Below are 20,636 nucleotides of genomic sequence, written 5' to 3'. Positions count from 1 at the left end.
TATGAACGTCAATGTCAGCCTGCCCACGCTGATCCCTACCCAGCTGCAACCCCAGGTGGAAGCGGCCAGGACGGATAATCGCCGGGCCGAGCTGATCCCGCAGACCCGTTCCGGACAGGCGTCCAGCGCCGAAACCGAAGTGGGTTCCCAGAAAGAGAAATCGAAAGCCGGTCAGACGGCCAGCAACACCTCGCCGACTCAGAACAATCGTGAGTCAACTCAACTCACGATTCCCCATGCCCTGGATCACCGTTTTGTCGAGGCTACCGGTGAAGATGGGCAGCGCAAGCAACAGGATCCCAAGCAGCAGGAACAGCAACAACGGCAGGAGCAACAGGTCAAGGAGCTGAATGACCGAGACCAGGAGGTGCGTACCCATGAGCAGGCGCACCAGTCTGTGGGTGGGGCTTATGCCGGTGCGCCTACCTACCAATTTTCATTGGGGCCGGATGGCAAGCGTTATGCAACCGGCGGTGAAGTGTCTATCGATACTGGCGAGGTGGCGGGAGATCCCGAAGCCACCATTGCCAAGATGCAACAGGTTCGTGCCGCGGCCCTTGCTCCTGCCGAACCCTCTGCCCAGGATTTGAGTGTGGCCCGTAGTGCGGCCGCAACAGAGGCCAAGGCCCGCAAGGCGCTGATGGCCGAGCATGATCCCGCAGCGACCAAGGGCGTGCTGAGTACTTACATGGATCGACGCAACCAAGTGATTGCCGGTCGCTACCAGCAGGCGGTCAGTCCGGCGGCTGGCCACTCCCTTAATCTCCAGGTCTGAATTCCCTGCGCGATACTTTTCTTTGTCCCCGGTTTTGCAACTAATCTGAAGGTCAGGCCCATCCTATCTAGCAGGAGCTGTCATGCACTTTGATGAAGTCAAACCGGAAGATTTCGCCACCTTCTCCCGTGTTCCTCCGCCACACCTCCAGATGGAACAGTTTTTGATGCAGCTGGGTGGCGGCGGGACCGAGGGGACCCACTTCAAGAAGAAGGTAATGCTGGCGGCGGGTTGGAGCCATACCGGCGTAGTCTCCTATGGCAAGTATCCGCAGGAGGCCTGCAAGGCATTCAATCGACTGCGGGAGGTGCTGGCCCAGCATCAGGATCCCGAGAGCATCCTGAACACCTTGAGCCAGTAAACTCGCGCCTGATGCAAAAAGCCCCGCGAGGGGCTTTTTGCATTTTCTGGCTGCGCTTTATTTCTTGGCCTTGGAGAGGGCTGCAGCAAAGGCGTTGCCCATGGCGCCGCCCATAGGGGCATTTTGACGTGATTCATGTCTGGGCTTGGCATTGCCACCATGGGAGTGATGCGGCTGTGCCGGTTTGCGCGCCGGCTGGCCGGCCTTTTCATCCAGACGCATGGTCAGGCTGATCCGTTTGCGCGGCACATCCACCTCCAGCACCTTGACCCGCACTATGTCGCCTGCCTTGACCACCTCGCGGGGATCCTTGACAAAGCGATCGGTCAGGGAGGAGATGTGCACCAGGCCATCCTGATGGACGCCGATGTCGACGAAGGCGCCGAAGTTGGTGACGTTGGTGACGACCCCCTCCAGCATCATTTCGGGCATCAGATCGCTTAACTTCTCCACACCCTCCTTGAAGGTGGCCGTCTTGAACTCGGGGCGGGGGTCGCGACCCGGCTTGTCCAGCTCGCCTATGATGTCGGTCACGGTAGGCACGCCAAACTGCTCGTCGGTGTAGTCGGCGGGCTTCAGGCTGCGCAGCAGGCTGCTGTTGCCGAGCAAGCTATCCACCGTCTGTTCCAGTTTGGCAAGGATCCGCTCCACCACGGGGTAGGATTCCGGGTGCACGGCAGAGCCATCCAGCGGGTTGCTGCCGCCGCGAATGCGCAGGAAGCCGGCACACTGTTCGAAGGCCTTGGGCCCGAGTCGGCTCACCTTCAGCAACTGTTGCCGGTTCTGGAAGGCGCCATGTTCATCGCGATAGGCGACGATGTTCTGGGCCAGGGTCTGGGAGAGGCCGGACACCCGGTTGAGCAGGGCGACTGAGGCGGTGTTCACATCTACCCCGACCGCGTTCACACAGTCCTCGACCACGGCATCCAGTCGGCGGGCCAGCTGGCTCTGGCCGACATCGTGCTGGTACTGACCGACACCTATGCTCTTGGGATCGATCTTGACCAGCTCGGCCAGCGGATCCTGCAGGCGGCGGGCGATGGAGACGGCGCCGCGCAGGGAGACGTCGAGATCCGGAAACTCCAGAGAGGCGAGCTCGGAGGCGGAGTAGACCGAGGCCCCGGCTTCGCTCACAACAATCTTCTGGGCCTTGGCGGCGGGGTAGCGTTCGAACAGGTTGCTCACCAGGCGGTCGGTCTCCCGTGAGGCGGTGCCGTTGCCGATGCTGATAAGCTCTACCTTGTGCTTCTGGCACAGTTCGCTCAGGGTCTTGAGGCTCTGATCCACCTGGCGTTTCGGTTCGAACGGATAGATGGTCGCGGTATCGACCAGCTTGCCGGTGTGATCGACTACGGCCACCTTGACCCCGGTGCGGATGCCGGGATCCAGCCCCATGGTGCAACGCATGCCGGCCGGGGCTGCCATCAGCAGATCCTTGAGGTTTATGGCGAACACCTTGATCGCCTCCTCTTCCGCCGACTCACGGATGCGGCCGATGAGCTCGGTCTCCATCTGCAAGGAGAGCTTGATCTTCCAGGTCCAACTCACTACCCCCTGCAGCCACTTGTCGGCGGGGCGGTTTTGCAGATTGAGCTTGAGATGGTGGGCGATGATCCCCTCGCAGGGGCTGGCGCTCTCATCCTCGCCTGTGACTAGCGCCAGGTTGAGCAAGCCCTCGTTGCGGCCGCGCAACATGGCCAGCACCCGATGGGAGGGGGCCTTGTGCAGCGGCTCGTCGTGTTCGAAGTAGTCCTTGAACTTGGCCCCCTCCTGCTCCTTGCCGGCCACCACGCGGGCACGCAGGGTGGCGTTCTGCCACAGATAGTCGCGCAGCTTCTCCAGCAGATCGGCCTGCTCGGCGAAGCGTTCCATCAGGATGTAGCGGGCGCCGTCGAGGGCGCTCTTGCTGTCGGTGATGCCCTGTTCGGCATTGAGGAAGGCGGTGGCCTCCTGCTCCGGATCCCGCATCGGGTCGTCCAGCAGCAGATTGGCCAGCGGTTCCAGCCCGGCCTCAATGGCCATCTGTCCCTTGGTGCGGCGCTTGGGTTTGTAGGGCAGGTAGAGGTCTTCCAGCCGGGTTTTGCTGTCGGCGTCATTCAGCTCGCGCATCAGTTCGGGGGTGAGCTTGCCCTGCTCCTCAATGGAACGCAGGATCACCTGGCGGCGGTCTGCCAGCTCGCGCAGGTAGCCGAGGCGGCTCTCCAGGGTGCGCAGCTGGCTGTCGTCCAAGCCGCCGGTGACCTCTTTGCGGTAACGGGCGATAAAGGGAACGGTGGCACCTTCATCCAGCAGACGAATGGCGGCTTCGATTTGTTGCGGGCGAGCGTTCAACTCACCGGCGATCTGTCTCTCAATGCTTTGCGTCATGGTATCTGTTGAGCGCCTCTGTTGATCGATTCGCGCCATCCGGCGCCGAATGTGAGCACTATATGGGGTCGCACGGGTGGATGCCACCCTATCGCACCGGGGGCAAGCCGCTTCGAGCCGATTGGGGGGATGCTGCACCGGCTGGGGGAGGGGAATGTTGTTTCTTCCCCCTGCTTGCTACTTGGTGTAGCTGATTTCGTTGACATACCAGCAGGCATCACCGACCGGCGTGCGTACTATGGCCTCGTCGCCGACCTCTTTCTTGAGCAGGGCGCGGGCCATGGGGGAGTCGATGGAAATGTAATCCTTGCGACCGAAGATTTCGTCATAGCCGACGATGCGAAAGCGCTTGATCTCGCCCTCTTCGCTCTCCACCTCCACCCAAGCGCCGAAGAAGACCTTGCCCTCCTGGGTCGGGGAATAGTCGACGATCCCCAGCTCCTCCAGACATTTACGCAGATAGCGCACCCGCCTGTCGATCTCTCGCAACCGCTTCTTGTTGTACTGGTAGTCGGCATTTTCGCTGCGATCCCCCAGGCTTGCCGCCCATGCGACCTTCCTGGTGACCTCGGGGCGCTCCTGACGCCACAGGAAATCGAGTTCTTCCTTCAGCTTGTTATAACCTTCGCGGGTGATCAGCTTTGTCTTCATGGTGATCCGTGATCTGGTCAAATGGAGGAGGTAGAGTCTAACTGCACGGGAATATTAGCTTTTGTCATCCCTCTGTCGAGGGAAATCGTGGTCCGTAGCCAGGGGGCTGAGTCTACTTTGTCCCGGTGGGGAGGTGGGTTCCAGGTAATAACCGGTAACACATTTATGCTTTTCTCCCGTACTGACGGCCCCTAGTATTGAGGCAGATGATATTGAGAGGCAAAGCGATGAGTCAGCAGCAATACAAGATCCTGGTCGTGGACGACGATCTGAAACTACGCTCCCTGCTTGAGCGCTACCTGACCGAACAGGGGTTCGTGGTGCGCGGTGTGGCCAATGGTGAGCAGGCCGATCGTCTGCTGACGCGCGAAAATTTCAGCCTGATGGTGCTCGATCTGATGCTGCCTGGCGAAGACGGCCTCTCCATCTGCCGTCGTCTGCGCGAGGGGGGCAACCAGATCCCTGTGCTGATGCTGACCGCCAAGGGAGATGAAGTGGATCGCATCGTTGGGCTCGAGATGGGGGCCGACGACTATCTGCCCAAACCGTTCAATCCGCGCGAGCTGCTGGCCCGGATCCGTGCCGTACTGCGCCGCCACACCGTCGAGTTGCCGGGGGCGCCCTCTACGGCCGAAAAAGTGGTCAGCTTTGGTGGTTACCAGCTCAATCTGGCGACCCGGGAACTGAGTCGTGATGGCGAGCCCATGGCCCTGACCAGCGGAGAGTTTGCGGTGCTCAAGGTGCTGGTCAGTCACCCTCGCGAGCCGCTCTCCCGCGACAAGTTGATGAATCTGGCCAGGGGGCGCGAATACACGGCGACCGAGCGCAGCATAGACGTGCAGGTCTCCCGCTTGCGCCGCATGCTGGAGCAGGATCCGGCCCAGCCCCGCTATCTGCAGACTGTCTGGGGATTGGGTTACGTCTTCGTCCCGGACGGTGAACGCACATGAAAAAAGCGGGTAGCATGTTCTCCCGCATGCTCTGGTTTCTAGCCGCCGTGCTGGTGGTCTATCAGATCGTTTCTTATGCCACTTTCTACAACTATCTGCTGGCGCCGACCGTCAAGCAGATCAGCCATCTGCTGGCCAACCAGGTCAAACTGATTTTTCCGGTCGAGAGCAACCAGCTGGAGTTGAGCGACGATGCCGAGGCGCTGGTCTATGTGGCGACCGGCAGCGACATCTACACCCAGAGCGAGGCGGAACAACATGGGCTCAAGGAGTCCAAGCCCTATCGTTATCTGGCAGAGAACATCAGCAAGGAGCTGGGTGGCCCGACCAAGGTACGGGTCGAGATCCAGGATCACTACATCATCTGGATCCAGCCACCTCAGGCCAGCAAAATCTGGGTGCGTATCCCCCTGACCGAGATCGAGGATGATGACATAGAGCCGCTGATCCTCTACATGAGCGTCTTGCTGGTGATCACCCTGTTTGCCGCCTGGCGTTTCGCTCGCCAGCTGGTGCGCCCGCTGGAAGATCTGGAAGCCGGGGCTGTCTCGGTGGCGAGGGGCAACTTCCCCGATGCGCTCGGGGAGCAGGGATCGCGGGAGGTGCGTCGGCTGACCCGCACCTTCAACCACATGTCCAATTCCATCAAGGGATTGATTGAGGAGCGCAACCTGATGATGGCCGGAGTCTCCCACGATCTGCGCACGCCGCTGACCCGTATCCGGCTGGCGACCGAGATGATGTCGTCCGGGGATGAGTACCTCAAGGAGAGCATCAACGCCGATATCGACGAGTCCAATGCCATCATCGATCAGTTCATCGACTACATCCGTCCGGACGAGGTGAAAAATCTGGACCCCGTCGACCTGACCCAGCTGGTGCATGATGCCTTGCTGATGCATGCCGAGCAGGGGTTGGAAGTCGAGCTGGCCCTGCCGGAAGAGGCGGTCAGGGTGGCGTGCAATCCGGTCAGCATGCGCCGGGTGCTGAGTAACCTGTCGGGTAACTCATTGCGCTATGGCGCAACCCGGCTGCTTGGCGAGTTGAAGGATGATGGCCACTGGGTGCGCTTGCGCCTCTCTGATGATGGGCCCGGGATCCCGGAGCAGGACCACTTTCGAGTGCTCAAGCCATTTACTCAGGGCAATTTGGCGCGTACCACAGGGGGGAGCGGCCTTGGACTTGCCATCGTCGCCCGGATCGTGGCCCAGCATCACGGTACCATTCGGCTGGGGCGCTCGGAGTGGGGAGGGCTGCAGGTGGAGATCCGCTTGCCGAAGCATCAGCCGCAGGAGTGGATGGATTGAAAAGGGGGCGTATCGAGTGATACGCCCCTTGCATTATCAGGCTTGAGGTTCGCTCGCCTTGCGATAGCGCTTGCCGTATTTCAGCTGCTGGATCAGCAATGCCGCCACGATCAGCGCCAGCCCGATAGGGGTGGCCGGGTGGATGGTCTCGCCGATCAACAGGTTGAGCAGTACCAGGGAGGCAAAAGGCGAGATAAAGATAAGGTTGCTGATGGGGGCCGTGTTGGTGGCATGGCGCAAGGCCATCAACCAGAGCACGAAGCCGAACCCCATCTCGAACAGCCCCACATAGATGGCGCCTGCCCATCCCTGCCAGGCGGTCATGGCGAAATCGGAGAGCAGCCAGGTCGCCACGACAATGAACGGCAGGCTGATGGTGAAACCGAGCAGCAGGCTGACGACAGGATCCCCCTGATTGCGGGTGTTGAGGATCCAGTAACTGGCCCAGATGAGGGTGGACACCAGTGCCAGCGTCACACCTAGCGGGCTGTCAAACTGCAGGGAGAAGACATCCCCCCTGGTGGCGATCACCAGGGCACCGAAGTAGCCCAGCACGATGGCGATGCCATCACGGCGGCGCAGCTTCTGACCGAGGAAGGGGACGGCCAGCAGACTGAGGGTAATGGCCCAAGTGTAGTTGAGAGTCTGTGCCTGCTGGGCCGGCAACAGGTCGTACGCTTTGAACAGCAGCAGGTAATAGAGGAAAGGGTTCAGTACTCCAAGCGCCAGATAGTAGAGGGGGCGAGCTTTGATGTAATCCCGCAGCAGTGCCAACTTGCCTTGTTTGGCAACGATGGCGGTCAGCGTCAGCGTCGAGGTGAGGGCTGCAACCAGCAGCAACTGAACCGGTTCGAAATAGGTGAGGGAGATCTTGAAGGCACTGGCAACCGTCGACCAGAGGGCCACGGCGCAGAGCCCGTACTGATAGGCTTTCTTTTGATCTTTAAGCATTGAAAGTCGTTCCGTTGACGAAGGCGGGGGCCAGTGTATCAGCCAGTTTGCGAGGTTGTCGTGGCTCCCGTTCGTGCGCCAAACGAGCAGGTTAGTGCGAGATCCATCTGTCACATAAAATTGCGCACAATCTGTTCGCTTTCCCTTGCGCAAATTTGAAAAATCCGTATAATCCCCTCCGCTTACCCATGAGGTAAGCCAGACGATATGTCTGCTTGCTGAGTTTCCCCGGTTACGGGCACCAGCCATACAGTCCTCCCGATATGGGAGGAAACGTGAAAAATCACACCTCTGGCGGGAGCAATCTCGGTCGGGCGGTGTTGGTTTATGTTCTTTTATCTATTGGAGCTCTGTCAATGCAGAACCAAAGAATCCGTATCCGCCTGAAGGCTTTTGATCATCGTCTGATTGATCAATCCACTGCGGAAATCGTTGAAACTGCTAAGCGCACTGGCGCGCAGGTTCGCGGTCCTATCCCGCTGCCGACTCGCAAAGAGCGTTTCACCGTCCTGATCTCCCCGCACGTCAACAAAGACGCGCGTGATCAGTACGAAATCCGCACTCACAAGCGTCTGGTAGACATCGTTGAGCCGACTGACAAGACCGTAGACGCCCTGATGCGTCTGGATCTGGCAGCTGGTGTAGACGTCCAGATCAGCCTGGGTTAATTACGGAAAGAGGTTGATAACAATGACAATCGGTCTTGTAGGTCGCAAAGTGGGTATGACTCGCATCTTCACTGAAGATGGCGTCTCTATCCCGGTGACTGTTATCGAAGTTGAAGCTAACCGTGTAACTCAGGTCAAATCTGTAGAAACCGACGGCTACAACGCTATTCAGGTTACCACTGGCTCCAAGAAAGCTAGCCGTGTAACCAAGCCGGAAGCAGGCCACTTTGCCAAAGCTGGTGTAGAAGCCGGTCGCGGTCTGTGGGAATTCCGCCTGAACAACGGTGAAACTTTCACTGTTGGTAGCGAGCTGAAAGTAGATCTTCTCGCTGACGTTAAGCTGGTAGACGTTACCGGCACATCCAAGGGTAAAGGTTTTGCCGGTACTGTTAAGCGCTGGAACTTCCGCACCCAGGATATGACCCACGGTAACTCTCTGTCCCACCGTGTACCTGGCTCCATCGGTCAAAACCAGACCCCGGGCCGTGTATTCAAGGGCAAAAAGATGGCTGGTCACATGGGTGCTGAGCGTGTAACGACTCAGAACCTGGAACTGGTTCGTGTTGACGCTGAACGCAACCTGCTGCTCATCAAAGGTGCAGTACCGGGTGCAACCAACGGCAACGTGATCGTTAAACCTGCCGTCAAAGCGTAACGTCTGAGGAGATAGTAATGGAATTGGTAATGAAAGACGCCAAGAGCGCTCTTGAAGTTTCCGAGACTACCTTCGGGCGCGAATTCAACGAAGCTCTGGTTCACCAGGTTGTCGTTGCTTATGCCGCTGGTGCCCGTCAGGGTACTCGTGCGCAGCTGACTCGCTCTGAAGTGTCTGGTGGCGGCAAAAAGCCGTGGCGTCAGAAGGGTACTGGTCGTGCCCGTGCTGGCTCCATCCGTTCGCCCATTTGGCGTTCCGGTGGTGTGACTTTTGCTGCTAAGCCGCAAGATCACAGCCAGAAAGTAAACAAGAAGATGTACCGCGGCGCTATCCGTAGCATCCTGTCCGAGCTGGTACGTCAAGAGCGCCTGATCGTTGTTGAGAAGTTCGGCATCGAAGCTCCGAAAACCAAAGAACTGATCGCCAAGCTGAAAGAAATGGAACTGTCTGACGTTCTGATCGTGACTGCTGAAGTCGATGAGAACCTGTTCCTGGCTGCTCGTAACCTGTACAAAGTTGACGTGCGTGACGTTGCCGGTATCGACCCGGTCAGCCTGATCGCTTTCGACAAGGTTCTGATGACTGCTGACGCAGTTAAGCAAATCGAGGAGATGCTGGCATGATCCGTGAAGAGCGTCTGCTGAAAGTTCTGAAGGCTCCGCACATCTCTGAAAAGAGCACCATGGTTGCAGAAAAGCAGAACACTATCGTGTTCAAAGTTGCTGTTGATGCCACCAAGGCGGAAGTCAAAGCTGCAGTTGCGAAACTGTTCGAGGTCGAAGTTGAGACCGTCCGTACCCTGAACATGAAGGGTAAGACCAAGCGCGCAGGTGCACGCGTAGGCCGTCGTTCCGATTGGAAAAAGGCTTATGTGACCCTGAAAGCTGGTCAGGACATCGACTTCATGGGCGCAGCCGAGTAAGAGGAGTTCTGAAAAATGGCAATCGTTAAGTGCAAGCCTACTTCTCCGGGCCGCCGCCACGTCGTCAAGATCGTCAACCAAGACCTGTACAAGGGCAAGCCCTTTGCAGCTCTGCTGGACAAGAAAGACAAGTCCGGTGGTCGTAACAACAACGGCCGCATCACCACCCGTCACATCGGCGGTGGTCACAAGCAACACTACCGTATCGTCGACTTCAAGCGCGACAAAGACGGTATCCCGGCCAAAGTAGAGCGCCTGGAATACGATCCGAACCGTACCGCTAACATCGCTCTGGTGTTGTACGCAGACGGTGAGCGTCGTTACATCCTGGCTCCAAAAGGCCTGAAAGCTGGTGACGCTATCGCTTCTGGTGCTGATGCAGCCATCAAGGTAGGTAACGCCCTGCCGATGCGCAACATCCCGGTCGGTTCTACCGTTCACGCCGTTGAGATGAAGCCTGGTAAAGGTGCCCAGCTGGCTCGTTCCGCTGGTACTTTCATCCAGATCCTGGCTCGTGAAGGTAACTATGTAACTCTGCGTCTGCGTTCCGGCGAAGTACGTAAAGTTCTGGCCGAGTGCCGCGCCACCATCGGTGAAGTTGGTAACTCCGAGCACATGTTGCGTCAACTGGGTAAAGCCGGTGCAAACCGCTGGCGTGGTATTCGTCCGACTGTTCGCGGTATGGCGATGAACCCGGTAGACCACCCGCACGGTGGTGGTGAGGGTCGTAACAAGGGCATGCAGCCTGTGTCCCCATGGGGCCAGAAGGCTAAAGGCTTCAAGACCCGTAAGAACAAGCGTACCGACAAGTACATCGTACGTCGTCGTAACAAGTAATTGTTAACATAGAGGAATCACCATGCCACGTTCTCTCAAGAAGGGTCCATTTATCGACCTGCACTTGCTGAAGAAGGTAGAGAAAGCGGTGGAAAGCGGGGATAAAAAGCCGGTTAAAACCTGGTCCCGTCGTTCAATGATCATCCCGAACATGATCGGTTTGACCATCGCTGTCCATAATGGTCGTCAGCACGTTCCGGTTTTCGTTACCGAAGAAATGATCGGTCACAAACTGGGTGAATTCGCACCTACTCGTACTTATCGCGGCCATGCTGCTGATAAGAAGGCTAAGAAGCGCTAAGGGATAAATGATGGAAGCTATCGCTAAACACCGTTATGCCCGTACTTCTGCCCAGAAAGCTCGTCTGGTAGCCGATCAAGTACGTGGTCTGTCCGTAGACAAGGCTCTGAACATCCTGACCTTCAGCCCGAAAAAGGCTGCTGTTCTGGTGAAGAAAGTGCTGGAATCTGCCATTGCCAACGCTGAGCACAACGAAGGCGCCGACATCGACGCACTGCGTGTTGCCACTATCATGGTTGACGAAGGTCCCTCCATGAAGCGTATCCGTCCTCGTGCCAAAGGTCGCGCGGATCGTATCCTCAAGCGTACCGCTCACATCACTGTAGTGGTATCCGACGCTAAGGCTGGGAGATAAGCAATGGGTCAGAAAGTACATCCTAATGGCATTCGCCTGGGTATTACCAAGCCTTGGAATTCTACCTGGTTCGCGAACACCAAAGACTTCGCTGACAACCTGTACAGCGATTTTCAAGTACGCCAGTTCCTGACCAAGGAACTGAAAAACGCGTCCTTGTCCAAGATCACCATCGAGCGTCCGGCCAAGAGCATCCGTGTGACCATTCACACCGCTCGTCCGGGTGTTGTGATCGGTAAGAAAGGCGAAGACGTTGAGAAACTGCGCAAAGCTGTAGCCGCAATTGCTGGCGTGCCTGCTCAGATCAACATTTCCGAAGTCCGCAAGCCGGAGCTGGATGGCAAACTGGTTGCCGACAGCATCACTTCCCAGCTGGAGCGTCGTGTAATGTTCCGTCGTGCTATGAAGCGCGCCGTACAAAACGCCATGCGCCTGGGTGCCAAGGGCATCAAAGTGGAAGTTTCCGGTCGTCTGGGCGGCGCTGAAATCGCGCGTACCGAATGGTACCGTGAAGGTCGTGTGCCTTTGCACACCCTGCGTGCCGACATTGACTACGCAACTTCTGAAGCCCACACCACTTACGGTGTGATCGGCGTTAAAGTTTGGATCTTCAAGGGCGAAGTTCTGGGTGGTCTGGCTGCTGTCAACGCTGCCGCTGCTCAAGAGCAAGCTCCTGCGAAGCCCAAGCGTGACAACAAGCGCCGCGCTGCCAAGTAAGGAGATTCGGTAAATGTTGCAACCTAAGCGTACTAAATTCCGCAAGACCCACAAAGGTCGTAACCGCGGTCTGGCCAACTCTGGTAACGAAGTATCCTTCGGTACCTTTGGCCTGAAGGCGACATCTCGTGGTCAGCTGACTGCTCGTCAAATCGAAGCAGCCCGTCGTGCCATGACCCGTCACGTTAAGCGTCAAGGTAAGATCTGGATCCGTGTGTTCCCGGACAAGCCCATCACCGAGAAGCCCCTGGAAGTTCGTATGGGTAAAGGTAAGGGTAACGTGGAATACTGGGTTTGCCCGATCCAGCCTGGCAAGGTTCTGTACGAGATGGACGGTGTACCTGAGGCTCTGGCGCGTGAAGCGTTTGCCCTGGCCGCAGCTAAGCTGTCTGTTCAGACCACTTTCGTAATTAAGACGGTGATGTGATGAAAGCCCAAGATCTGCGTCAAAAGAGCGTCGAAGAACTGAACCAGGAACTGCTGGGCCTGCTGCGTGAGCAATTCAACATGCGCATGCAAGCATCCACCGGCCAGCTGGCTCAGACTCACACTCTGAAACAAGTGCGTCGTGACGTCGCACGTATCAAGACTGTACTGACTGAGAAGGCAGGTGCGTAATGACTGACAAAATCCGTACTCTGCAGGGTCGTGTAATCAGCGACAAGATGGACAAGTCCATCACTGTTGCCATCGAGCGCAAGGTAAAGCACCCGATCTACGGTAAGATCATCAAGCGTACTACCAAGCTGCACGTACATGACGAAAACAACGAGTGCAAAGCTGGCGATCTCGTGGAAATCCGCGAGTGCCGCCCGCTGTCCAAGACCAAGTCCTGGACCCTGGTTGCTGTCGTAGAAAAGGCCTAATCGGTACTTTTTTGCCCAAACGGCCCCTTCCAGGGGCCGTTTGTTTTTTAGGCTACCTTTTCTAAAAATCCTGTGTTATAGTTTCGCGCCTTTTGAAGGCAGCCAGATCCCGTTGGGGATAAGAAGTAAACAAAGCGGAGCACTAAGATGATCCAGATGCAAAGTATGCTGGGTGTTGCCGACAACTCCGGCGCTCGCAGTGTAATGTGTATTAAGGTTCTGGGTGGCTCGCACCGCCGTTACGCCGGCATCGGCGACATCATCAAGGTTTCCATCAAGGAAGCCATTCCTCGCGGTAAAGTGAAGAAAGGTGATGTGTATAACGCGGTGGTCGTACGCACCCGTAAAGGCGTTCGTCGTCCGGACGGCTCTGTCATCCGTTTCGACAACAATGCGGCTGTGTTGCTTAACAACAACCAACAGCCAATCGGTACTCGTATTTTTGGCCCGGTGACCCGTGAACTGCGTAATGAGAAGTTCATGAAGATTGTGTCCCTGGCACCCGAAGTACTGTAAGGAGTCGAACGATGGCAGCTAAAATCCGTCGCGAAGACGAAGTGATTGTTCTTACCGGCAAAGACAAGGGCAAGCGTGGCAAAGTCACCCAGGTCCTGATTGCCAAAGGTAAGGTAATCGTGGAAGGCATCAACCAGGTGAAGAAGCACCAGAAGCCGGTACCCGCACTGGGTCAGGCTGGCGGTATCGTCACCAAAGAAGCCCCCATCGATGTATCTAACGTAGCGCTGTTCAACTCTGCCACTGGCAAAGCTGACCGCGTTGGTTTCCGGATTGAAGACGGCAAGAAAGTTCGTTTCTTCAAATCCACCGGCGAACTTGTGAAGTAATTGGAGTTTAACGATGGCGAAACTGCATGATTACTACAAATCCGATGTAGTAAATGAACTGTCCAAGCAGTTCGGTTACAAGACTATCATGCAAGTCCCTCGGATCGAGAAAATCACCCTGAACATGGGTGTTGGTGAAGCGATCTCTGACAAGAAGTTGCTGGAAAATGCTGCTGCCGACATGGCTGCCATTTCCGGTCAGAAGCCGCTGATCACCAAAGCTCGCAAATCTGTTGCGGGCTTCAAGATTCGTGAAGGCTACCCGATAGGTTGTAAAGTAACCCTGCGTGGCGAGCGTATGTGGGAGTTCCTGGAACGGCTGATCTGCATCTCCGTACCGCGTATCCGTGACTTCCGTGGCCTGAACGCTAAAGCGTTCGACGGTCGTGGTAACTACTCCATGGGCGTGCGTGAGCAGATCATCTTCCCGGAAATCGACTATGACAAAGTCGATCGCGTCCGTGGTCTGGATATCACCATCACCACTTCCGCGAATACCGATGAAGAAGGCCGTGCTCTGCTGGCTGCCTTTAACTTCCCATTCCGCAAGTAAGGTTAGGGTTATGGCTAAAACATCCATGAAAGCGCGCGAAGCAAAGCGTGCCAAGCTGGTAGCCAAGTACGCGACCAAGCGTGCCGAGCTGAAAGCTATCATCGTTGACATGAACGCTTCTGAAGAAGCGCGTTGGGATGCTGTTCTGCAACTGCAACAGCTGCCCCGTGATTCCAGTCCGTCCCGCCAGCGTAACCGTTGCAATATTACTGGTCGTCCGCACGGTTTCCTGCGCAAGTTTGGCCTGTCTCGCATCAAGGTGCGTGAGCATGCCATGAAGGGCGAAATTCCGGGCCTGAAAAAGGCCTCTTGGTAAAGAATCTCGGGAGTTAGACTATGAGCATGCAAGATCCGATCGCGGATATGCTGACCCGCATCCGTAACGGTCAGGCGGCGAGCAAAGTTGCGGTTTCCATGCCTTCTTCCAAGCTGAAAGTGGCTATTGCCAAAGTGCTGAAAGAAGAAGGTTACATCGCTGGCTACAACGTAGCTGGTGACGTGAAGCCGGAACTGGAAATTGAACTGAAATATTTCCAGGGCAAGCCGGTTGTAGAACTGATCCAACGCGTGAGCCGTCCTGGCCTGCGTATTTACAAGCGCACTACCGATCTGCCGAAAGTAATGGGTGGTCTCGGTGTTGCTATCGTGTCCACGTCTAAAGGTGTGATGACCGACCGTGCTGCTCGCAAAGCAAGCATGGGTGGTGAGATCATCTGCTACGTCGCTTAATAGGAGGTCGGAAATGTCTCGCGTTGCTAAGGCACCCGTCACTATTCCTGCTGGCGTAGAAGTGACTCTGAACGGTCAGGAACTGTCCATCAAAGGTGGTAAAGGTTCCCTGGTTCGTTCTATCCACGCCGCTGTAGAAGTGACCAAAGAAGACAATGTACTGAAGTTCGCCCCGCGCGACGGCATCGCTGGTGCTGACGCTCAGGCCGGTACTGCCCGTGCATTGGTCAACAACATGGTAATCGGTGTTACCCAAGGCTTCGAGCGTAAGCTGCAGCTGGTTGGTGTAGGTTACAAAGCCTCCATCAAGGGCAATGCTGTCGCGCTGGCTCTGGGCTTCTCTCACCCGGTAGAGCATGAGCTGCCGGCTGGTGTAACCGCTGAGTGCCCGTCCCAGACTGAAGTTGTTCTGCGTGGCGTTGACAAGCAGCTGGTTGGCCAAGTCGCCGCCGATATCCGTGCTTACCGCGCTCCGGAGCCCTACAAGGGCAAGGGTGTACGCTATGCCAACGAGCAAGTGCGTACTAAAGAAGCTAAGAAGAAGTAAGGTAACACTATGGACAAGAAAGCAGCTCGTCTCCGTCGTGCTACTCGTGCTCGGAAAAAGATGCAGGAACTGGGAGCCACCCGTCTGGTTGTGCACCGTACCCCGCGTCATATCTATGCGCAGGTTATTGCAGCCAACGGTTCCGAAGTTCTGGCCTCTGCTTCCACAGTAGAGAAAGCCATCAGTGAAGCTCTGAAATACACCGGTAATGCAGACGCTGCTACCGCTGTAGGTAAAGCTATCGCTGAGCGTGCTATTGCCAAAGGCGTTCAGAACGTATCTTTCGATCGTTCCGGTTTCAAGTATCACGGTCGCATCGCTGCTCTGGCAGCTGCTGCACGTGACGCTGGTCTTCAGTTCTAAGCTAGGAGTCGAAGATGGCTAAAGTCGAATCTCAAGCCGGCGAACTGCAAGAAAAGCTGATTGCAGTAAACCGTGTTTCGAAAACTGTTAAAGGTGGTCGTATCATGTCCTTCACCGCGTTGACCGTGGTGGGTGATGGTAACGGCCGTGTAGGTTACGGTTATGGTAAGGCCCGTGAAGTTCCGGCTGCTATTCAAAAAGCAATGGAACAGGCCAAGCGTAACCTGAACAAGGTTGAGCTGAACAACGGCACCCTGCACCACCCGGTGAAAGGTGTTCACTCCGGTTCTACCGTGTTCATGAAGCCGGCCTCTCAAGGTACTGGTATCATCGCCGGCGGCGCTATGCGTGCCGTTCTGGAAGTTGCTGGTATCCACAACGTGCTGGCCAAGACCTACGGTTCCACCAACCCAATCAACGTCGTTCGCGCTACTGTAGACGCTCTGGTTCACGGTCAATCACCGGAACAGATCGCCGCCAAGCGTGGTCTGCGCGTTGAAGAAATTCTGGGGTAATGTGACATGGCTAACACTGTAAAAGTAACTCAAACTCGCAGCTCTATCGGCCGTCTGCCCAAGCATAAGGCGACTCTGCGTGGTCTGGGCCTGCGTCGCATTGGTCACACCGTTGAGCTGGAAGATACTCCTTGCGTACGCGGTATGATCAACCAGGTTTACTACATGGTTAAGGTGGAGGGCTAAGCATGCGTCTGAATACTCTGTCTCCGGCCGCTGGTTCCAAGCGCGTTAAGCACCGTCCGGGCCGTGGTATCGGTTCCGGTCTGGGCAAGACTGGTGGTCGTGGTGTGAAAGGTCAAACCTCTCGTTCCGGTGGCGGTAAAGTCCGCAACGGTTTCGAGGGTGGTCAGATGCCTTTGAAAATCCGTCTGCCGAAGTTCGGTTTCTTTTCTCGCAAATCTTTGGTTTCTGCCGAAGTGCGTCTGAACGAAATCGCCCTGGTAGAAGGTGATGTGGTCGATATGAGCACTCTGAAGCAAGCCGGTGTTGTTACCAAAAACATCGTGTTCGCTAAAGTTGTTCTGTCTGGCAACATTGACCGTGCTGTGACTGTTCGTGGTCTGTCCGTCACCAAAGGTGCACGCGCAGCCATCGAGGCCGCTGGCGGTAAAATCGAGGAATAATCAGTACAATGGCTAAGAAACCAGGATTGGATGTTAAAGCACAGGGTGGTCTGAGTGAACTGAAGAGCCGTCTGCTCTTCGTTCTCGGGGCGATTATCGTTTTCCGTGCAGGCTCTTATGTGCCGATTCCTGGTATTGACGCCGCCGTACTGGCCGAGTTGTTCCAGCAACAGAAGGGCACCATCATTGAGATGTTCAACATGTTCAGTGGTGGTGCACTCTCGCGTGCTTCTATTCTTGCGTTGGGGATCATGCCGTACATTTCGGCATCGATCATTATCCAGCTGCTGACAGTGGTTCACCCCGCTCTTGCTGAACTCAAGAAAGAAGGTGAATCCGGCCGTCGCAAGATTAGCCAATATACCCGTTGGGGCACGCTGGTTTTGGGAACTTTCCAGGCCATTGGTATCGCAACCGGTCTGCCGAACATGATGCAGGGACTCGTGACTAATCCGGGTCTTGGCTTCTACTTCACAGCCGTTGTGAGTCTGGTCACCGGTACCATGTTTTTGATGTGGTTAGGTGAGCAGATTACCGAGCGTGGGATTGGTAATGGTATTTCGCTGATTATTTTCACGGGTATCGTTGCCGGTCTGCCGCATGCCATTGGCGCTACGGCCGAACAGGCACGTCAAGGGGAATTGCACATCCTGCTGTTGTTGTTGCTGGGCTTGATTGTTTTCGCAGTGACTTACTTTGTGGTGTTCGTGGAGCGTGGTCAGCGTCGTATCGTCGTGAACTATGCCAAGCGTCAACAAGGCCGCCAGGTATTCGCAGCGCAAAGCACACACCTGCCGTTGAAAGTAAATATGGCCGGTGTGATTCCTGCGATTTTCGCATCCAGTATCATCCTGTTCCCAGGGACCATCACCTCTTGGTTTGGTCAGGGTGAGGGTAAAGTTGCTGATATTCTGCAGCAGGTCTCTATGGTCCTGCAGCCGGGTCAACCGCTTTACGAGATGCTGTATGCAGCAGCCATTATCTTCTTCTGCTTCTTCTATACTGCGCTGGTGTTCAATCCGCGCGAGACAGCAGACAACCTGAAGAAGAGTGGAGCCTTTATCCCGGGGATTCGCCCGGGCGAGCAGACAGCACGTTATATCGATAAGGTTATGACTCGCCTGACATTGGCAGGTGCACTCTATATAACCTTTATCTGTCTGGTACCCCAGTTCCTGATGACTGCCTGGAACGTACAGTTCTACTTCGGTGGCACTTCGCTGCTGATTATCGTGGTAGTTATCATGGACTTCATGGCTCAGGTTCAGACCCATATGATGTCTCATCAATATGGTGATGTCCTGAGGAAGGCCAACCTGAAGGGCTACGGCCGCTAAAGGTCGGCGTAGTTACGGAGTTAAGCAATGAAAGTTCGTGCTTCCGTTAAGGCAATCTGCCGTAACTGCAAAATCATCAAGCGTCACGGTGTGGTGCGTGTGATTTGCAGCGAGCCTAAGCATAAGCAACGCCAAGGCTAATTTTTTACGGTTAGTACTTGCAACAAATAGTTGTGCTGGCTAATATAGCCAGCCAACTTTTGTTGTGTATTGGTTGACCGCCACGTATCCGCTCACGGGCTTTGTGGTGGTCGTAATCTACTATATGTAGGAGTGAATAGTGGCCCGTATCGCTGGCATTAACATTCCTGACCATAAGCATGCTGTCATCGCTTTGACTGCTATTTATGGCGTCGGTCGTACCCGCTCCAAGGCCATCTGTGCCGCAGCCGGTATCGCTGAGAATGTGAAAATTAAAGACCTGGACGAAGCTCAGATCGAGAGTCTGCGTGAACAAGTAGGTAAATTCACCGTTGAAGGTGACCTGCGTCGTCAGATTTCCATGAACATCAAGCGTTTGATGGATCTGGGTTGCTACCGTGGTTTGCGTCACCGTCGTAGCCTGCCTGTTCGTGGTCAACGTACCAAGACCAACGCTCGTACCCGTAAGGGTCCGCGCAAGGCTATCAAGAAGTAACGGGAAGGTAGAAAATGGCTAAAACTCCGACTCGTGCTCGCAAGCGCGTTAAAAAGCAAGTGAGCGACGGTATTGCGCACGTTCATGCATCTTTCAACAACACAATCGTGACCATTACTGACCGTCAGGGCAATGCTCTGTCTTGGGCTACCTCTGGTGGTTCCGGTTTCCGTGGTTCCCGTAAGTCCACTCCGTTTGCTGCCCAGGTAGCTGCTGAGCGCGCTGGTGAGATCGCCAAAGAATACGGCGTGAAGAACCTGGAAGTCATGGTCAAAGGTCCGGGTCCCGGTCGTGAGTCTTCCATCCGCGCTCTGAACGCGGCTGGTTTCCGCATCACTAACATTACTGATGTGACTCCGATCCCGCACAACGGTTGTCGTCCTCCCAAGAAGCGCCGCGTGTAACGCGTTTAGCTACTTGGTCTAGGATTGTTGGAGAAAGAAGATGGCAAGATATATCGGTCCTAAGCTTAAGCTTAGCCGTCGTGAGGGCACCGACCTCTTCCTGAAGTCTGGTGTTCGTGCGATTGATTCTAAGTGCAAGATTGACACCGTTCCTGGTCAACACGGTGCGCGTAAAGCGCGTCTGTCTGACTACGGTGTTCAGCTGCGCGAGAAACAAAAAGTTCGTCGTATCTACGGCGTATTGGAAAAACAGTTCCGCAACTACTACCGCGACGCTGCCCGTCAAAAGGGTAACACCGGTGAAAACCTGTTGCAGCTGCTGGAAGGTCGTTTGGACAACGTTGTTTACCGTATGGGCTTCGGCGCTACCCGTGCTGAGTCTCGTCAGCTGGTGAGCCACAAGGCCATCATGGTCAACGGTCGCGTTGTGAACATTCCTTCTTTCCAGGTTTCCCCTGAGGACGTGATCTGCGTTCGTGAAAAGGCTAAGAAGCAAGCGCGTATCAAAGCTGCCCTTGAGGTTGCTGGTCAGCGCGAGAAGCCGACTTGGGTAGAGGTTGATGCCGCTAAAATGGAAGGTGCCTTCAAGCGCCTGCCGGAGCGTTCCGACCTGTCTGCCGACATTAACGAACAGCTGATCGTCGAGCTTTACTCCAAGTAAAGCTAGCTTCTAAAGAGAGGACACAATGCTGGGTTCTGTAACAGATTTTCTTAAACCGCGGCTAGTTGACATCGAGCAAGTTAGCCCGACTCATGCGAAAGTGACTCTTGAGCCACTTGAGCGTGGCTTTGGTCACACGCTGGGCAACGCCCTGCGTCGTATTTTGCTGTCTTCTATGCCCGGTTGTGCAGTTACTGAAGTCGAAATTGACGGGGTACTGCATGAGTACAGCAGCAAAGAAGGTGTACAGGAAGACATTCTTGAAATCCTGCTCAACCTGAAAGGTATCGCTGTGAAGCTGGAAGGCAAGGACGAGGTAACTCTGTCCCTGACCAAGTCTGGAACAGGCCCCGTTACCGCTGGTGATATCACTCACGGTGATGAAGTCGAGATCGTAAACCCGGAGCACGTAATCTGCCACCTGACTGGTGCCAATGCTGAAATCAGCATGCGCCTGAAAGTTCAGCGCGGTCGTGGTTATGTGCCTGCTTCTGCTCGTGTTCACAACGATGATGAAGAGCGTCCTATCGGTCGCCTGCTGCTGGACTCCGCGTTCAGCCCCATCGTTCGTATTGCCTACAATGTTGAGGCAGCACGGGTTGAACAGCGTACCGACTTGGACAAGCTGGTCATCGACATGGAGACCAATGGTACCCTGGATCCTGAAGAAGCCATCCGTCGTTCTGCCACTATTCTGGCCGAGCAACTGGAAGCCTTCGTGGATCTGCGCGATGTC

Annotated in this window: 34 protein-coding genes (1 of these 34 only partly in view); 31 read left to right on the top strand and 3 right to left on the bottom strand. The window is 55.7% G+C overall.

The features are described from left to right. Position 1 precedes the first annotated feature (1 nt). A complete protein-coding gene (locus tag MRK42_RS20340) occupies positions 2-775 on the top strand; it encodes a putative metalloprotease CJM1_0395 family protein (protein ID WP_354688606.1) in 774 nt (257 codons plus the stop codon). Positions 776-857: 82 nt separating this feature from the next. Beyond that, positions 858-1,136, top strand: coding sequence for a hypothetical protein (locus MRK42_RS20335; RefSeq protein WP_124239259.1), 279 nt, complete (start codon positions 858-860; stop codon positions 1,134-1,136). A 57-nt stretch (positions 1,137-1,193) separates the two neighbouring features. Here the strand turns inward: MRK42_RS20335 and MRK42_RS20330 are convergent, their stop codons facing one another. Then, entirely contained in the window at positions 1,194-3,503 is a 2,310-nt protein-coding gene (locus MRK42_RS20330) for a Tex family protein (RefSeq protein WP_354688605.1), read from the bottom strand. A 177-nt stretch (positions 3,504-3,680) separates the two neighbouring features. Continuing rightward, positions 3,681-4,154, bottom strand: coding sequence for a transcription elongation factor GreB (greB, locus tag MRK42_RS20325; protein WP_354688604.1), 474 nt, complete (start codon positions 4,152-4,154; stop codon positions 3,681-3,683). Between the two features lie 227 nt (positions 4,155-4,381). On the opposite strand from greB, the gene ompR reads away from it, so the two are divergent. Both ompR and envZ read left to right on the top strand, forming a co-directional pair. After that, on the top strand, positions 4,382-5,104 hold the full coding sequence (ompR, locus tag MRK42_RS20320; RefSeq protein WP_124239256.1) for a two-component system response regulator OmpR: 723 nt from the start codon (positions 4,382-4,384) through the stop codon (positions 5,102-5,104). Next, a complete protein-coding gene (gene envZ, locus MRK42_RS20315) occupies positions 5,101-6,411 on the top strand; it encodes a two-component system sensor histidine kinase EnvZ (protein WP_042027322.1) in 1,311 nt (436 codons plus the stop codon). Before ompR ends, envZ begins: the two co-directional genes overlap by 4 nt. 36 nt (positions 6,412-6,447) lie before the next feature. On the opposite strand, the gene MRK42_RS20310 is transcribed toward envZ, so the two are convergent. Beyond that, entirely contained in the window at positions 6,448-7,362 is a 915-nt protein-coding gene (locus MRK42_RS20310; RefSeq protein ID WP_354688603.1) for a DMT family transporter, read from the bottom strand. 356 nt (positions 7,363-7,718) lie between these two features. Between MRK42_RS20310 and rpsJ the strand changes: the two genes are divergently transcribed. The 27 genes from rpsJ to rpoA form a co-directional block, all read left to right on the top strand. After that, positions 7,719-8,030, top strand: coding sequence for a 30S ribosomal protein S10 (gene rpsJ / locus MRK42_RS20305; RefSeq protein ID WP_005307944.1), 312 nt, complete (start codon positions 7,719-7,721; stop codon positions 8,028-8,030). A 22-nt stretch (positions 8,031-8,052) separates the two neighbouring features. Then, entirely contained in the window at positions 8,053-8,685 is a 633-nt protein-coding gene (rplC, locus tag MRK42_RS20300) for a 50S ribosomal protein L3 (RefSeq protein ID WP_005307947.1), read from the top strand. Between the two features lie 17 nt (positions 8,686-8,702). Continuing rightward, positions 8,703-9,308, top strand: coding sequence for a 50S ribosomal protein L4 (gene rplD, locus MRK42_RS20295; protein ID WP_005307949.1), 606 nt, complete (start codon positions 8,703-8,705; stop codon positions 9,306-9,308). Further along, positions 9,308-9,607 carry a 50S ribosomal protein L23 gene (gene rplW, locus MRK42_RS20290; protein ID WP_342690021.1) on the top strand — a complete coding sequence of 100 codons (300 nt, stop codon included), beginning with the start codon at positions 9,308-9,310 and terminating at the stop codon, positions 9,605-9,607. Before rplD ends, rplW begins: the two co-directional genes overlap by 1 nt. Before the next feature lie 15 nt (positions 9,608-9,622). Then, on the top strand, positions 9,623-10,444 hold the full coding sequence (gene rplB / locus MRK42_RS20285; RefSeq protein WP_026456043.1) for a 50S ribosomal protein L2: 822 nt from the start codon (positions 9,623-9,625) through the stop codon (positions 10,442-10,444). 22 nt (positions 10,445-10,466) lie between these two features. After that, positions 10,467-10,745, top strand: a complete 279-nt coding sequence (gene rpsS, locus MRK42_RS20280; protein WP_005307960.1) for a 30S ribosomal protein S19 — start codon at positions 10,467-10,469, stop codon at positions 10,743-10,745. A 10-nt stretch (positions 10,746-10,755) separates the two neighbouring features. Further along, complete coding sequence (gene rplV / locus MRK42_RS20275; RefSeq protein WP_005319741.1) at positions 10,756-11,100, top strand: 50S ribosomal protein L22; 345 nt, start codon at positions 10,756-10,758, stop codon at positions 11,098-11,100. Positions 11,101-11,103: 3 nt separating this feature from the next. After that, positions 11,104-11,817, top strand: a complete 714-nt coding sequence (gene rpsC, locus MRK42_RS20270; RefSeq protein WP_005331168.1) for a 30S ribosomal protein S3 — start codon at positions 11,104-11,106, stop codon at positions 11,815-11,817. A 13-nt stretch (positions 11,818-11,830) separates the two neighbouring features. Further along, entirely contained in the window at positions 11,831-12,244 is a 414-nt protein-coding gene (rplP, locus tag MRK42_RS20265; protein WP_005307963.1) for a 50S ribosomal protein L16, read from the top strand. Beyond that, positions 12,244-12,435 carry a 50S ribosomal protein L29 gene (rpmC, locus tag MRK42_RS20260; RefSeq protein ID WP_005307965.1) on the top strand — a complete coding sequence of 64 codons (192 nt, stop codon included), beginning with the start codon at positions 12,244-12,246 and terminating at the stop codon, positions 12,433-12,435. The genes rplP and rpmC overlap by 1 nt, the downstream gene beginning before the upstream one ends. Further along, positions 12,435-12,683: a 30S ribosomal protein S17 gene (rpsQ, locus tag MRK42_RS20255; RefSeq protein WP_005307966.1), complete on the top strand. Its 249-nt coding sequence runs from the start codon at positions 12,435-12,437 to the stop codon at positions 12,681-12,683. Before rpmC ends, rpsQ begins: the two co-directional genes overlap by 1 nt. A 147-nt stretch (positions 12,684-12,830) precedes the next feature. Further along, positions 12,831-13,199, top strand: coding sequence for a 50S ribosomal protein L14 (gene rplN, locus MRK42_RS20250; protein ID WP_005307975.1), 369 nt, complete (start codon positions 12,831-12,833; stop codon positions 13,197-13,199). 11 nt (positions 13,200-13,210) lie between these two features. Continuing rightward, positions 13,211-13,528: a 50S ribosomal protein L24 gene (rplX, locus tag MRK42_RS20245; protein ID WP_005307977.1), complete on the top strand. Its 318-nt coding sequence runs from the start codon at positions 13,211-13,213 to the stop codon at positions 13,526-13,528. A gap of 13 nt (positions 13,529-13,541) precedes the next feature. After that, positions 13,542-14,081 (top strand): 50S ribosomal protein L5, encoded by a 540-nt coding sequence (gene rplE, locus MRK42_RS20240; RefSeq protein ID WP_005331162.1) that lies wholly within the window; start codon positions 13,542-13,544, stop codon positions 14,079-14,081. Positions 14,082-14,091: 10 nt separating this feature from the next. Further along, complete coding sequence (gene rpsN / locus MRK42_RS20235) at positions 14,092-14,397, top strand: 30S ribosomal protein S14 (RefSeq protein WP_005340609.1); 306 nt, start codon at positions 14,092-14,094, stop codon at positions 14,395-14,397. Between the two features lie 20 nt (positions 14,398-14,417). Further along, entirely contained in the window at positions 14,418-14,810 is a 393-nt protein-coding gene (gene rpsH / locus MRK42_RS20230) for a 30S ribosomal protein S8 (protein ID WP_010672564.1), read from the top strand. Between the two features lie 13 nt (positions 14,811-14,823). Continuing rightward, complete coding sequence (gene rplF, locus MRK42_RS20225; protein WP_026456045.1) at positions 14,824-15,357, top strand: 50S ribosomal protein L6; 534 nt, start codon at positions 14,824-14,826, stop codon at positions 15,355-15,357. A gap of 9 nt (positions 15,358-15,366) precedes the next feature. After that, positions 15,367-15,720, top strand: a complete 354-nt coding sequence (gene rplR, locus MRK42_RS20220) for a 50S ribosomal protein L18 (RefSeq protein ID WP_005340606.1) — start codon at positions 15,367-15,369, stop codon at positions 15,718-15,720. 14 nt (positions 15,721-15,734) lie between these two features. Next, positions 15,735-16,235, top strand: a complete 501-nt coding sequence (rpsE, locus tag MRK42_RS20215; protein WP_005342686.1) for a 30S ribosomal protein S5 — start codon at positions 15,735-15,737, stop codon at positions 16,233-16,235. 6 nt (positions 16,236-16,241) lie between these two features. After that, a complete protein-coding gene (gene rpmD, locus MRK42_RS20210; protein ID WP_005307985.1) occupies positions 16,242-16,421 on the top strand; it encodes a 50S ribosomal protein L30 in 180 nt (59 codons plus the stop codon). 2 nt (positions 16,422-16,423) lie between these two features. Beyond that, positions 16,424-16,861: a 50S ribosomal protein L15 gene (rplO, locus tag MRK42_RS20205; RefSeq protein ID WP_026456046.1), complete on the top strand. Its 438-nt coding sequence runs from the start codon at positions 16,424-16,426 to the stop codon at positions 16,859-16,861. Between the two features lie 8 nt (positions 16,862-16,869). Further along, on the top strand, positions 16,870-18,198 hold the full coding sequence (gene secY, locus MRK42_RS20200; protein WP_026456047.1) for a preprotein translocase subunit SecY: 1,329 nt from the start codon (positions 16,870-16,872) through the stop codon (positions 18,196-18,198). 27 nt (positions 18,199-18,225) lie between these two features. Beyond that, on the top strand, positions 18,226-18,339 hold the full coding sequence (gene rpmJ, locus MRK42_RS20195) for a 50S ribosomal protein L36 (RefSeq protein ID WP_005319705.1): 114 nt from the start codon (positions 18,226-18,228) through the stop codon (positions 18,337-18,339). Positions 18,340-18,478: 139 nt separating this feature from the next. After that, on the top strand, positions 18,479-18,835 hold the full coding sequence (gene rpsM / locus MRK42_RS20190) for a 30S ribosomal protein S13 (protein WP_005307991.1): 357 nt from the start codon (positions 18,479-18,481) through the stop codon (positions 18,833-18,835). Positions 18,836-18,849: 14 nt separating this feature from the next. Next, positions 18,850-19,239, top strand: a complete 390-nt coding sequence (gene rpsK, locus MRK42_RS20185; protein ID WP_005319702.1) for a 30S ribosomal protein S11 — start codon at positions 18,850-18,852, stop codon at positions 19,237-19,239. Positions 19,240-19,279: 40 nt separating this feature from the next. Next, positions 19,280-19,900, top strand: a complete 621-nt coding sequence (rpsD, locus tag MRK42_RS20180) for a 30S ribosomal protein S4 (RefSeq protein WP_005307996.1) — start codon at positions 19,280-19,282, stop codon at positions 19,898-19,900. Between the two features lie 25 nt (positions 19,901-19,925). Beyond that, on the top strand, positions 19,926-20,636 hold the 5' portion of the coding sequence (gene rpoA, locus MRK42_RS20175) for a DNA-directed RNA polymerase subunit alpha (RefSeq protein ID WP_005307997.1). It continues 279 nt past the right edge of the window; the window shows 711 of its 990 coding nt (coding positions 1-711); its start codon is at positions 19,926-19,928; its stop codon lies beyond the right edge, outside the window.

The organism is Aeromonas sp. 19NY04SH05-1, from assembly GCF_040581895.1.
Taxonomy (GTDB): domain Bacteria; phylum Pseudomonadota; class Gammaproteobacteria; order Enterobacterales; family Aeromonadaceae; genus Aeromonas; species Aeromonas enteropelogenes.
This window is presented reverse-complemented; position numbering and strand designations above follow the sequence as displayed.